Below are 11,675 nucleotides of genomic sequence, written 5' to 3' on the forward strand. Positions count from 1 at the left end.
GGCTCAAAGGGATTTCCACAACGAGTCGAAATCCTCCTCGCTCCCGCCATTCCCGGCGGCCTCCAGCGAGCGATAGGCAAACTGATTGAAACTGTGAGTGCTGGCCACCCGCCGATCCAGCCCGGCGCGGTGCTCCTCGCCTTGGGTGTTGATCAGCACTTTGTTGCCTTCCTGAAACGGCAGCCGTGGCGCCAGTAATGTCGCCGGCAAATCGATCGCACTGATCTCCGGCAACAGCAAACCGCGCAGATACTGGCTGTGATCATCCCGCGAACGCACCAGTTGCAACCCGCACGGCCGGGCATGGGGCGCGACCAGTTCGATGCCCATTTGCGTACCGGCGCCGCGTACCTGGCGGATCCAGCGCACCACGGCAATGCTCCAGCCCTGATTGAGGCTGTCCTGAATCCCGACCATTTCCCCGGCCTGCAATTCGGCCGGTACGTCCTTTGGCCAAGCCAGGCAGTAACCGCCGGGGCTGTGGTTGATCACCGGCAAGGCATAGGTCGGGTAATGCGGCGGACTGTCGGCGTCGCCTTCATCGTCGGTCAGCGGTTCGTAGCGGATTTCCTCGTAGGGCAACAATTCATCGGATGTGCTCTGTGGTGCGGCGTCGAACGCCTGGCTCCAGCTGTCCTTTTCGCCCTGAACCACCGCTCGGCTGAAATTCGCCGCGCGGGCGCCGGGGTGCTTGAGCAGTTCGCTGAAGGTGCGCTCGCCGCCAAGGTAGAAGTGCAGGGCGCTCATGCCGACGCACACGGTCAGGTTGCCCTGGCCCACGGTGCGCTGAAAGCTGCGCTCGGCGGCTTCGCCCCAGGTGGCGTGCAGGTGTTGCAGGGTGTCGAGGGTCAGACCGGACGGCACGGGCAGCGGCGTAGTCGCATCCTGATGCAGCAGGTTAGCCTCGATGGCATTCACCAGCGGTTGCGGATCGAAGCCGAGCAGACTGGCTCGTTGCTCGCTACGGAATTGGGAGCGGTAGCGCGGGCCGGCGTCGATCTCTGCCGAGATCGCGAACAACCCTTCGCCCGGATGGGCGGGATGCAGTTTCAGCCACGCACTCCACGGTTCCACCACTTGCGCCAGACGCGCGATCTGGTTTTGGCGCAACTGATTGCAACGGGCGCTGCCCAGCAGCAGGGCGGCGAGGTAGGTCTGTTCGACACTCAGCTCGCCGGTCAGGCTGGCAAGGTCGTCGCGCACCCGGCGATGTTGCAGTTGCAGCTCGCAGGCACAGCGAAACAATTGATGCAGTTCGAACCACAGCTGTTCCGGTGCGGCGCTGTACAACTGTGTGGCGCGAACCAGTTGCCCTTTGAGCGCATGGGCCGCTCGTTGCAGCGCTTCGCTCACCAGAGCTGCGCGATCCCGGGAATACTTGGGCGCGATCCGCCCAATGATCTGTTTGTAACCGATGGCCAGCTGACTTTGCAGGGCCTGGCACAGGTTGCTGATCTTGCGTGAGCGCTCATCGAGCATGATCGCCTGATGCAGAAAATGCCGTTCCAGGTGCTGGCAGACGAAGTAAACCTCGGGGCGCAACAGTTCCAGCAGATGCAGGCGATTGTCGCTGGGGGTCAGCAGTTGATTGAGTTCGCCGAGGCCTTGATACAGCAGGCGCGCGGTTTCGCCGATGTTGGCCTTGGGCAGGCCGGCGATCCAGCGCTTGAGGTCGCGCGGCGTGGCTTCACAGAAGGACAGGCGCAACTGCGTGGGCGTCGGGGCGCTCAGTTTTGGTTGGGATCGAGGCTCACTCATGCCGTGACAAGCTCCGGCGGCGAATAGGGCAATGCCAAAAACTCTAGCAGTTGTGCTCTGTTTCGCAGGCGATTGTCAGGCTTTTTTACCGTTGGTCTGCTGGCCTGGTGCCATTTCGGCAGGCGCTACTAGGCTCTCAGACGTGCGATCGGAAACGCACGGTTGCACGGCTTGCCGCAACGTCGGGCAGGTCTCTGAAAAACTTCAAGGAGATGAGGTTCATGTCTAAATACGCAGTGGCAAATCAATGGGGCGGTAGTTCGGCACCTTGGCATCCGGGTGGAACCTGGGTGCTGGGCGCGCGGGACAACCAGAACGTCGTCGCGATCGAGATCAAGTCCGGCGACGGTGGCAAAAGCTTCACCGGCACCATGACCTACGCCGGCGAAGGCCCTATTGGCTTCAAGGCTCAGCGCACTGGCCAGAACCAGTACAACGTCGAGAACCAGTGGGGTGGCAACGATGCCCCGTGGCATCCAGGTGGCAAGTGGGTGATCGGCGGGCGGGATAACCAGAATGTTATCGCGTTGAGCGTCACGTCCAGTGACGGAGGGAAAAACCTCAGTGGCACCAATACCTACGCCAACGAAGGCCCTATCGGCTTCCGTGGGCAGATAGAGTAACGGCGCCACTCAGGTCGTGTCCGCCCCTTCGCAGACGTGCGAAAGGGCGGATCAACAGGTTCAGGCGTTCGACTGTGCCAAGGCCTGACCCATCTGTACCGGCGAGCCGGCTTTCAATTCTTCAACCCATTTCACCTGATCCGGCCCGAACAGCACGATCGCGGTCGAACCCAGCTTGAAGCGCCCCAGTTCTGCACCTTTTTCCAGATGAATCGGCGCACGGGCGGCTTCGTCGTAACGGAAGGTTTTCAGTTCGCGCTTCGGTGGCGTGACCAGGCCGGCCCACACGGTTTCGATCGATGCCACGATCATCGCGCCCACCAGCACCACGGCCATCGGCCCGCGCTCGGTGTCGAAGATGCACGCCACACGCTCGTTGCGGGCGAACAGTTCCGGAACGTTTTCTGCGGTGGTCTGGTTGACCGAGAAGATCCGGCCCGGGATGTAGACCATTTCGCGCAGGGTGCCGGCCAGCGGCATGTGCACGCGGTGGTAGTCCTTCGGCGACAGGTAAACAGTGGCGAATTCACCGCCCATGAACGGCGCCGCATTGGCTGCATCGCCGCCCAGCAGTTCCAGCACGCTGAAGCTGTGGCCCTTGGCCTGGAAGATGCGACCGTGTTCGATCGGGCCGAGCTGGCTGATCGCGCCGTCGGCCGGGCTGAGGATCGCGCCCGGGGTCTGGTCCAGCGGACGCGCGCCGTCTTTCAGGGCGCGGGTGAAGAAGGCGTTGAAGTGCTCGTAAGCGGTGACGTCTTCAACCAGTGCCTGTGACATGTCCACTTGGTAACGCTTGGCGAACCAGGTGGTGAAGGCATTCTTGAACCAGCGCACGCGGCATTCGGCGACGCAGCCGGCCAGGCGCGACAGCAGGTGATGAGGCAGCAGGTACTGGCTGATGATAAACAAACGCTCTTTCATGACTGTCCTTAAAAATCCTTAAAGCTCGACGGGGGTGTCGGGGTGGTTGCCCCATTCGCCCCAGGAACCGGCGTAGCCCTTGACCCGCGGATAACCGAGGGCTTTGGCCACCAGATAAGTGAAACCGGACCGGTGATGGGTCTGGCAGTGGGTAATGATTTCTTTGTCCCTGGTGATCCCGAGGTTTTCGAGGATCTGCGGCATGTCGGTACGGATGCGCAGCTGGCGCGCCTGATCCATGCCTGCCGTCCATTCGAAATTGACTGCGCCGGGGATGTGTCCAGCTTTGGCCGCCAGGACCTTCTCGCCGGAATACTCCAGCGGCCCGCGAGCGTCCCAGATCGCCAGGTCAGCAGCGCCGAGACGGCTCTGCAGGTACTCGCGAGTGGCGGTCGGTTCCTCGTGCAGGGTCAGGGCAACCGGGCCGCCCGCCGCCGGAGGAATCTGGATCGACATCGGCGAACCTTCCGCCAGCCACGCCGGCAGACCGCCGTCGAGGTAGTGGTATTTGTCATGGCCGATCACGTCCAGCAGCCAGATGAAGCGCCCGGCCCAGCCGCCGCCTTCGTCGTCATAGACCACGTAGACAGCGTCTTTGCGATGGCCCAGCTCACCGAACAGTTCTTCGAGTTTTTCCTTGCTCGGCAACAGGCCCGGAGCCGGCGCCTGACCCAGCTGGGTGCGTTTCGGATCAACAAAACGTGCGCCGGGAATATGTCCCTCGGCGTAGCGGGCGGCACTGGTCAGATCCACCAGAATCAGATCGCGGGATTCGAGGCGCGGCAGCAGGTCGCTCGGCTCGATCACCAGGGCCAGGCCAGAGAAATCAGACATGTGAGGTCTCCAGAGCACAAAGGGGAAGGATTGTAGCTGTCATTGGCCGCGCTGGCTAAAACTGTGCAGGGCTTTCTCGATGCACTGCGCGGTTTTGCCGAAGGCTTGCACGGTGATGTCGGCGAACGGCCCGCCACCCTGGTCGGCGACCACGATCATGATCACCCGGCCGTTGTTCACCAGCGAACGCAGGAACAGGTGCTCGCCCCGGAACAGCGTGCGCAGCGAGGGCGGCAGCAGGGCGGAAAACTGGGCGTTGTTGTCCGGGGTGATGCGTACTTGCGCCTGCTGCGCGAGCAAGCGTTGCAGCACCGAACTCTGGCTGACGACGAAATTGAGTGCAGCGGCTTCCTTCGGCAACCCCGAGGTTTGATGGACGCGCAGATTGGCGTGGCTGCGGTCGGCCATCAGGATCATCACCCGGCGCATGCCGCTGGCGACCAGCGCATCGCGGGCGGCGACGGTCAGGCTCATGGCGTTGGTGAAGCGGCTTGGCACAGCCAGCAGTTCGGCGCATTGGCGGCGCCACTGGGTCAGGTCTTCAGCGGACGGCGCCGCAGCCGGCAGCATTCCGGCAGGCAGGCGTCGGGTGCCCCACGGCCACAGCAGCGAAACCGCCGGGTGCCACAGGTCCGGCATGGAATGATGGCGAGCGCTGACGGCGGCCTGTTGGTGCAACTGTTGCTGCACCTCGTCCATCGAGATTTGCAGATAAAGGCTGGTCAGGTATTGCCAGCGCTCGCTGTGCGGACTGTCCCAGGCCTGTTGCGCCGAGAGTGCCAGGCCGTTGGCCAGCAACACGGTGTTGGCCGGCTGGTTGAGCCAGCGGCGCAGGGTCGGGTCGTCATCGAGGCGATTCTGTTGGCGCAGCGGATGATCGACGTCGCGGGCAATGCGCAGGACTTTGACCAGTTCGCGCTGCTCGGTCAGCAGCAGGCGATAACCTTGCTGGACCCAGATCGGCAGACGCCAGGCTTCCACCAGCGCTTCGCCGATTTTCAGCAGGCGCACGCCGAACAATTGCTTCTCTACTGCACGGGCGGATTCACCCTTGTGGATAACCCGCACTTCCCACTCTTCAAGCAATTTGGGAAAGGTCAGAGCCAACGGCCACAGCGGCGACAGAAACAGCAGGCTGCCCCAATGGATGTCCTGCCACAGTCGCGCCAGGCGGCTGGCGAAAAAACCGTTGGCCTGTTGCGTGGCGTGCTGGCTGATCATCTGCAACTGGCGCAGGGCCTGGGGGATCTGTGCGGCAGGCTCGGCGGGCAGGCGCGCCAGCAGTTCTTCGGTACGGGCAAGGCCGAGGCGATTGATCGCCACTTCGAGGTTTTCCGCAGGCGCAGTCATGTTGCCGTGGGTATGGCGGTTGGCTTCGCGGATGATGCTCAGGGCCAGCGCCGGGCTGTCCTGCATCAGGTCGGCAATGTCGCGCAGCGAGCTGCGGTCATCGCGAATCGCCCGGCAGACCCGGTCATGGGCATCTTGCGGCACCGGCAGGCGAACGCTGTCGAGCAGCTTCACCCAGCCATCGAGTGTGGTCGGTTTTGCGTGTGGGACGTTCGTTTCATTAGCCATGTCTGGACGAGATCTTCACTGACTGTAGACGCGCCCGGCATGGGCTAAATTGGCTTTTCGCCTGAACTGGCTATAGTCTGGCGCAGTTTTGCCGATAAGTAGAAGAAGAGATTTTTTAACTTCCGAATATGACCTTGAACCCGACTTAAATAAGTACTTTCTACCTATGGCTAAAATTATCGGCATCATCGTCGTATTCGCGAGCGTGCTCGGCGGATACGTGCTCTCCCACGGCAAGATTGCCGCTCTGATCCAGCCCTTCGAGGTGATGATCATCGGCGGTGCTGCACTCGGTGCATTCCTGCAGGCCAACCCCGGCTACATGACGATGCACGTGCTCAAGAAATCCCTGAGCATGTTCAGTTCGCGTTTCAGCCACACGTTCTATCTGGAAGTGCTGGGCCTGATCTACGAGATCCTCAACAAGAGCCGCCGCGAAGGCATGATGGCCATCGAAGGCGACATCGAAGACGCCGCCGCGAGCCCGATCTTCGCCAAGTACCCGGCGGTACTGAAAGACGAACGCATGACCGCGTTCATCTGCGATTACCTGCGCATCATGTCCTCCGGCAACATGGCTCCCCACGAGCTGGAAGGTCTGTTCGACATGGAACTGTACAGCCTGAAGGAAGACCTCGAGCATCCGTCCCACGCGGTGAACGGCATTGCCGACGCCATGCCGGGTTTCGGTATCGTCGCGGCGGTACTGGGTATCGTGGTGACCATGGCCTCCCTGGGTGAGGGCGATCAGAAGTCCATCGGTCTGCACGTAGGTGCGGCACTCGTGGGTACCTTCTTCGGTATTCTCGCGGCGTACGGTTTCTTCGGCCCGCTGGCGCACTCCCTGGCCCACGATGCCAAGGAAGAGCTGAACGTCTACGAAGCCATCAAGGCCTCGCTGGTGGCTTCGGCTTCCGGCATGCCGCCGTCGCTGGCTGTCGAGTTCGGTCGCAAGGTTCTGTACCCGGCTCACCGTCCAAGCTTTGCCGAGCTGGAACAAGCTGTTCGCGGTCGTTAAGTCATGGAAAATAACCAGCCGATAATCATCAAGCGCGTCAAGCGCATCGCCGGCGGGCATCACGGCGGGGCGTGGAAGATCGCCTTCGCCGACTTCGCGACGGCGATGATGGCGTTCTTCCTGGTGTTGTGGCTGCTGTCCACCGCGACCCCGGAGCAGAAGATCGCCATCGCCGGTTACTTCAAGGACCCGGTCGGTTTCTCCGAGAGCGGCACGCCGTACATCATCGATCTGGGCGGTACGCCGACCCTCGCGCCGGAAAACACCCTCAACCCTGAAGTGAAGTCTCAACCGCAGCCGGACAAGGTCACGGTCGACACCGAACAGGTTGAAGGCATGGCCGAGCAGGTCGAGAAGGAACGCCTGGAACTGCTGCTGCAAGAACTGCAGAACAAGGTCGACGAGAACCCGCAACTGCAGAAATTCAAGGACCAGATCCTGTTCGAGATCACGCCGAACGGCTTGCGCATCCAGATCATGGACGCCGAGAACCGGCCGATGTTCGACTCCGGTTCTGCACGCCTGAAACCGTACTTCGAAGACATCCTGCTGGCCATGGCCGACACCATCAAGGCGGTGCCGAACAAGATCAGCATCAGTGGTCATACCGATGCCAAGCCTTACGTGGGCAACGGCGATTTCGGTAACTGGGAACTCTCGGCCAACCGTGCCAACGCCGCCCGGCGTGCACTGGTGGCGGGCAGTTATCCGGATGCTCAAGTGGCGCGGGTTGTTGGTTACGCCTCGTCGGCACTGTTCGACAAGGAGAACCCGTTCAACCCGGTCAACCGCCGCATCGACATCGTGGTGCTGACCAAAAAGGCTCAGGCAGCCATCGAAGGTTCGCAAGGTGCCGACCCGTCGAAACCGGCAGATCAAGGCCAGAACGGCGCCGCGCCGGCCACCCCGGTCGACCCGAACGCCCTGCCGGCGGATCAGCAGCCGGTGCCGGCCCACGAGTTGCGCGAACGGCTGAACCTGTTCGACGACCCGCTGCCGAAACCGACCGAGCCGGGCGCAGCGGCACCAGCCCCGGCGCCGGCTGCACCGGCTGCTGCACCGGCCTCCGCGCCGAAACAGTGACCCACAAAAAAGCCGCGAGATGATCGCGGCTTTTTTGTGTCTGGCTACTTTAAAGCCTAGTAACCGTTTTCCGGCAGGCTGGCGATGATCGAGCGATAGCTATTCATGCGCTGCTGCTGCACGCGGCCGTCTTCCAGGGCCTTGAGCAGTGCGCATCCCGGTTCGCGGTCGTGTTTGCAGTCGCGGAAGCGGCAGGTGCCGAGCAGGTCGTTGAACTCGATGAAACCGGCTTCGACGTCGGCGCGGCTGACGTGGCCGAGGCCGAATTCACGGATGCCCGGGGAGTCGATCAGTTCGCCGCCGCCGGGGAAGTGGAACAGGCGTGCGGTGGTCGTGGTGTGCGTGCCCTGGCCGGACAGCTCGGACAGCGGGCCGACGCGGGTTTCGACTTCCGGCAGCAGGCTGTTGACCAGCGACGACTTGCCGACACCGGACTGGCCGACGAACACGCTGATGCGCCCGTCGAGCTGCTTCTGCAATTGCTCCATGCCGTTGCCGTGGTGCGCCGAGACTTCCAGCACCGGGTAACCCAGCGTGCGATAGACCGCCAGCAGGGCATTCAGCGCCGGGGCGTTCTGCTCGTCGATCAGGTCGAATTTGTTCAGCAGCAGCAACGGGCGGATGCCGGCGTGCTCGGCGGCGACCAGATAGCGGTCGATCAGGTTGGCATGGGGCTCGGGCAGCGGGGCGAAGACGATGACGATCATGTCGACGTTGGCGGCCACCGGTTTGAGCTGGCCACGGCTGTCCGGACGGCACAGCTCGGTGGTGCGCGGCAGTTGCGCGACGATCACGCCGATGCCCTGGTTGCCGGCGCGCCAGACCACTTGATCGCCGGTCACCAGCGCTGGCAGGTTGGCACGCAAGTGGCAGCGGAAGACCTGGCCGGCCAGTTCGCCGTCAACGGCCTCGACCTCGACCTGCACACCGAAGTGGGCGATCACCAGGCCGTGCTGTTCCGGGCCCAGATCGCCGCCTTCGAGCGCCTCGACAGCCGAGGACTCGCGTTTGGCGGCGCGGGCGGCGCGCTCGCCCTGAATCTTTTCGATGCGCCAGTTTTGACGACGATTGAGTTGGCGTTTGGCCATGGGTGTTCCGTCTGAAGAATGCAGCGATTAGGTAAAACGGCCGCGAGTTTAGCACGCCCTGCAGGCTGCCTAGGCTAAACTGCGCAGCATTGCTCAGGAGCCGAAATATGCAAAACCCGCAGAATCTGATCTGGATCGACCTCGAAATGACCGGTCTGGATCCGGAAAACGACGTGATCATCGAAATGGCCACCATCGTCACCGACAGTGACCTGAACACCCTGGCCGAAGGCCCGGTGATCGCCATCCACCACAGCGACGAAGTCCTCGCCCGCATGGACGAGTGGAACACCCGCACTCACGGCAACTCGGGCCTGACCCAGCGCGTGCGTGAAAGCCGCGTGAGCATGGCCGAGGCCGAAGCCGAAACCATCGCCTTCCTCGAACAGTGGGTGCCGAAGGGCAAGTCGCCGATCTGTGGCAACAGCATCTGCCAGGATCGCCGCTTCCTTTATACCCACATGAAGTCGCTGGAAAGCTACTTCCACTACCGCAACCTCGACGTTTCCACGCTCAAGGAACTGGCCGCGCGCTGGGCGCCGGACGTACGCGACAGCTTCAAGAAGGGCAGCACTCACCTGGCGCTGGACGACATCCGCGAATCCATCGCCGAGCTGCAGCACTACCGCAAGCATTTCATCAAGTTCTGAGATCGGCACCCACGCCGAGGTGCCCTCTTTTGGTGCCTCGGCGAAGTGAGTAGACTGCGCGCCTTCCTGCCAGGATCGCCACCATGTTGCTGATGCTCTACCTCGTCGCCATTACTGCCGAAGCCATGACCGGCGCCCTGTCTGCGGGCCGTCGCGGCATGGACTGGTTCGGCGTGGTGCTGATCGCCTGCGTCACGGCTTTAGGCGGCGGTTCGGTGCGCGATGTGCTGCTCGGGCATTATCCGCTGACCTGGGTCAAACACCCGGAGTACCTGGTGCTGACGACTGTCGCGGCGATGATCACTGTGTTTACCGCACGCTGGATGCGTCACCTGCGTTCGCTGTTTCTGGTGCTCGACGCGGTCGGTCTGGTGGCATTCACCCTGATCGGCTGCATGACTGCCCTGGAAATGGGCCACGGCATGCTGGTGGCCTCGGTCAGCGGCGTGATCACGGGTGTATTCGGCGGCATCCTGCGCGATATCTTCTGCAACGACATCCCGTTGATCTTCCGTCGCGAACTGTACGCCAGCGTCTCGTTCGCTGCGGCGTGGTGCTACATGCTCTGTCTGTTCCTCAACGTGCCGAGCGAGCAGGCGATTCTGATCACGCTGTTTGGTGGCTTCCTGTTGCGTCTTCTGGCGATTCGTTTTCATTGGGAAATGCCAAAGTTCGTCTATAACGACGAGCATTGAAACCTTGCGCAAATGAACCCATAGCTGGTCTGCCAGCAAATGACTTCTTTGCTATCTGGATTGTCCGGGGCGGCCGCGTTACGTTCTTCGTGAGCTTTTTTCTTTGGATTTACATTTTATGATGAATGTATCTCGAAGTTAATATGGCCGCTTTTTTAGAATTGCCGATTCTGTATTGGTTTTAGCTACAGGTTCTTACACTTAACTTTTTGCCGGTTTGGGGTTGCATGTTATTCATGGCTTGCTTCGTTTTTGCTTTGCGAGGTATGGAATGACATCAAGCACAAGGAGTAAAAGTATGAGTGAGCTTAACGAAGTATCAGGAAATCAGTTGGCCGGTCCTGGAAGACTGGACAGTATTGACTTGAAAGTGAAGTTGAATTCTTCCTCATCCGCGCGAAATAAAGTGCTGTACGGCAACGGCCGTATGCAAGTAAAGGTTCAGGTGCTGGTGTCAGGTTATGATGAAAACGGGGATCGCACTCTGGTTCCAGAAGAAGTCATGAATACGGTTGAACTTATTCACTACAACACTGGGAGAGCCTTGCGCGACGGCTGGAGTGCCAGTATCGATCAAGGTCGATATACGCTGGAAGCGCCAGTGATTAAGGATGAGCCGGATAACGGTATCCATCCGCAAGTGCGCACATTCTGGGTATCGTCCTCGGGTAGCGGCTCGACGCAAATCGCGGCAAGCGTTTTTTTGAGCGGAGTGACTATCCGAAGCAATGCAACCGGTCTTTCCGGTTTTCAGGACAGCAGTGTCACTCTGGACGCTCAGGTGCCGGTTACCTATTCGGTCGACCAGTTTCGCTGGACTTCCACCAGGCGCGGCAATGAGGAGCCGGGAAACCGGATCTGGAACTACTATCTCGGACTTGTTTATCAGGGACAGCAGATCAATCTGGTGGACTGGGTTGCTTCAAAAGGTACGGATGATGTCATGTTTGCCTATGGTAACTGGGTACATGCGTGGAAAACCAACTATCTGAAGGGAGTCATGGTAAGGCCGAACAAGACTGATATCACTGTGGCGCTACCTGTTAATGACAATACTTTTGTGAATTATACATTTCGAGATCACGCTCTGGATTCTTCGTCAAAGACCAAAGAGTATGTCGTGATAGTCAATGATCGTCACGGCGAGTTGACCGTCGTGCAGGCGCTTTCCGAGTTTGCGTACACTGCGGCAGATTCCAGCGCCGATGGCGTGTTTCCGTTTGCCGTAATCGATCAATATGGCACGGAGCACAAGTTGGCCATTCGGACCGACTCTGAAAAGCGTGAGTTCTTTCTGGAGCGGGGATAAGTCCGCGGCGAGTGCAGTCACTGCTTGAGTTCTTTTCGTCGAGACCTTGCCGATTAAAAATACAACGGTGTCGACTCCTGTATTGGTTGATGGTGAGCGTGGCAGCGCGCACGTCTGA

General features: G+C 60.7%; 11 protein-coding genes. 6 read left to right on the forward strand and 5 right to left on the reverse strand.

The window, feature by feature from the left end; genetic code table 11:
• Nucleotides 1-3: 3 nt before the first annotated feature.
• Nucleotides 4-1,758 (reverse strand): molecular chaperone, encoded by a 1,755-nt coding sequence (locus AC0R79_RS03675; protein WP_375745101.1) that lies wholly within the window; start codon nucleotides 1,756-1,758, stop codon nucleotides 4-6.
• Between the two features lie 221 nt (nucleotides 1,759-1,979).
• Here AC0R79_RS03675 and AC0R79_RS03680 point away from each other — a divergent pair, with 221 nt between their 5' ends.
• Entirely contained in the window at nucleotides 1,980-2,381 is a 402-nt protein-coding gene (locus AC0R79_RS03680; protein WP_011332171.1) for a lectin OAA family protein, read from the forward strand.
• A 60-nt stretch (nucleotides 2,382-2,441) separates the two neighbouring features.
• Here the strand turns inward: AC0R79_RS03680 and asd are convergent, their stop codons facing one another.
• Genes asd through AC0R79_RS03695 form a run of 3 tightly spaced genes read right to left on the reverse strand, consistent with a single transcriptional unit; the run spans nucleotide 2,442 to nucleotide 5,714 of the window.
• On the reverse strand, nucleotides 2,442-3,302 hold the full coding sequence (gene asd, locus AC0R79_RS03685; protein ID WP_064379081.1) for an archaetidylserine decarboxylase: 861 nt from the start codon (nucleotides 3,300-3,302) through the stop codon (nucleotides 2,442-2,444).
• Between the two features lie 18 nt (nucleotides 3,303-3,320).
• The gene (locus AC0R79_RS03690) at nucleotides 3,321-4,136 is read right to left on the reverse strand and encodes a rhodanese-like domain-containing protein (RefSeq protein ID WP_474733252.1); all 816 of its coding nucleotides are present in this window, start codon (nucleotides 4,134-4,136) and stop codon (nucleotides 3,321-3,323) included.
• A gap of 39 nt (nucleotides 4,137-4,175) precedes the next feature.
• Nucleotides 4,176-5,714 carry an HDOD domain-containing protein gene (locus AC0R79_RS03695; RefSeq protein ID WP_127796742.1) on the reverse strand — a complete coding sequence of 513 codons (1,539 nt, stop codon included), beginning with the start codon at nucleotides 5,712-5,714 and terminating at the stop codon, nucleotides 4,176-4,178.
• A gap of 166 nt (nucleotides 5,715-5,880) precedes the next feature.
• Between AC0R79_RS03695 and motA the strand changes: the two genes are divergently transcribed.
• Together motA and motB are read left to right on the forward strand one after the other, a co-directional pair.
• The gene (motA, locus tag AC0R79_RS03700) at nucleotides 5,881-6,732 is read left to right on the forward strand and encodes a flagellar motor stator protein MotA (protein ID WP_007952169.1); all 852 of its coding nucleotides are present in this window, start codon (nucleotides 5,881-5,883) and stop codon (nucleotides 6,730-6,732) included.
• A 3-nt stretch (nucleotides 6,733-6,735) separates the two neighbouring features.
• On the forward strand, nucleotides 6,736-7,815 hold the full coding sequence (gene motB / locus AC0R79_RS03705; RefSeq protein ID WP_474733256.1) for a flagellar motor protein MotB: 1,080 nt from the start codon (nucleotides 6,736-6,738) through the stop codon (nucleotides 7,813-7,815).
• Between the two features lie 56 nt (nucleotides 7,816-7,871).
• Here motB and rsgA read toward each other — a convergent pair whose 3' ends face one another.
• Nucleotides 7,872-8,903, reverse strand: coding sequence for a small ribosomal subunit biogenesis GTPase RsgA (gene rsgA / locus AC0R79_RS03710; RefSeq protein WP_007950741.1), 1,032 nt, complete (start codon nucleotides 8,901-8,903; stop codon nucleotides 7,872-7,874).
• 107 nt (nucleotides 8,904-9,010) lie between these two features.
• On the opposite strand from rsgA, the gene orn reads away from it, so the two are divergent.
• The 3 genes from orn to AC0R79_RS03725 all read left to right on the forward strand — a co-directional run bounded on the left by orn (nucleotide 9,011) and on the right by AC0R79_RS03725 (nucleotide 11,557).
• Entirely contained in the window at nucleotides 9,011-9,553 is a 543-nt protein-coding gene (gene orn, locus AC0R79_RS03715; RefSeq protein WP_085608493.1) for an oligoribonuclease, read from the forward strand.
• Between the two features lie 83 nt (nucleotides 9,554-9,636).
• Nucleotides 9,637-10,248: a trimeric intracellular cation channel family protein gene (locus tag AC0R79_RS03720; protein WP_064593093.1), complete on the forward strand. Its 612-nt coding sequence runs from the start codon at nucleotides 9,637-9,639 to the stop codon at nucleotides 10,246-10,248.
• 298 nt (nucleotides 10,249-10,546) lie between these two features.
• Nucleotides 10,547-11,557: a hypothetical protein gene (locus AC0R79_RS03725; RefSeq protein WP_474733259.1), complete on the forward strand. Its 1,011-nt coding sequence runs from the start codon at nucleotides 10,547-10,549 to the stop codon at nucleotides 11,555-11,557.
• Nucleotides 11,558-11,675 lie beyond the last annotated feature (118 nt).

Source organism: Pseudomonas sp. HD57-3 (assembly GCF_056113135.1).

Coding starts and splice junctions, on each gene's coding strand:
- AC0R79_RS03675 (WP_375745101.1), bottom strand. CDS start 1,758: ATGAGTGAGCCTCGATCCCAACCAAAACTGAGCGCCCCGACGCCCACG.
- AC0R79_RS03680 (WP_011332171.1), top strand. CDS start 1,980: ATGTCTAAATACGCAGTGGCAAATCAATGGGGCGGTAGTTCGGCACCT.
- asd (WP_064379081.1), bottom strand. CDS start 3,302: ATGAAAGAGCGTTTGTTTATCATCAGCCAGTACCTGCTGCCTCATCAC.
- AC0R79_RS03690 (WP_474733252.1), bottom strand. CDS start 4,136: ATGTCTGATTTCTCTGGCCTGGCCCTGGTGATCGAGCCGAGCGACCTG.
- AC0R79_RS03695 (WP_127796742.1), bottom strand. CDS start 5,714: ATGGCTAATGAAACGAACGTCCCACACGCAAAACCGACCACACTCGAT.
- motA (WP_007952169.1), top strand. CDS start 5,881: ATGGCTAAAATTATCGGCATCATCGTCGTATTCGCGAGCGTGCTCGGC.
- motB (WP_474733256.1), top strand. CDS start 6,736: ATGGAAAATAACCAGCCGATAATCATCAAGCGCGTCAAGCGCATCGCC.
- rsgA (WP_007950741.1), bottom strand. CDS start 8,903: ATGGCCAAACGCCAACTCAATCGTCGTCAAAACTGGCGCATCGAAAAG.
- orn (WP_085608493.1), top strand. CDS start 9,011: ATGCAAAACCCGCAGAATCTGATCTGGATCGACCTCGAAATGACCGGT.
- AC0R79_RS03720 (WP_064593093.1), top strand. CDS start 9,637: ATGTTGCTGATGCTCTACCTCGTCGCCATTACTGCCGAAGCCATGACC.
- AC0R79_RS03725 (WP_474733259.1), top strand. CDS start 10,547: ATGAGTGAGCTTAACGAAGTATCAGGAAATCAGTTGGCCGGTCCTGGA.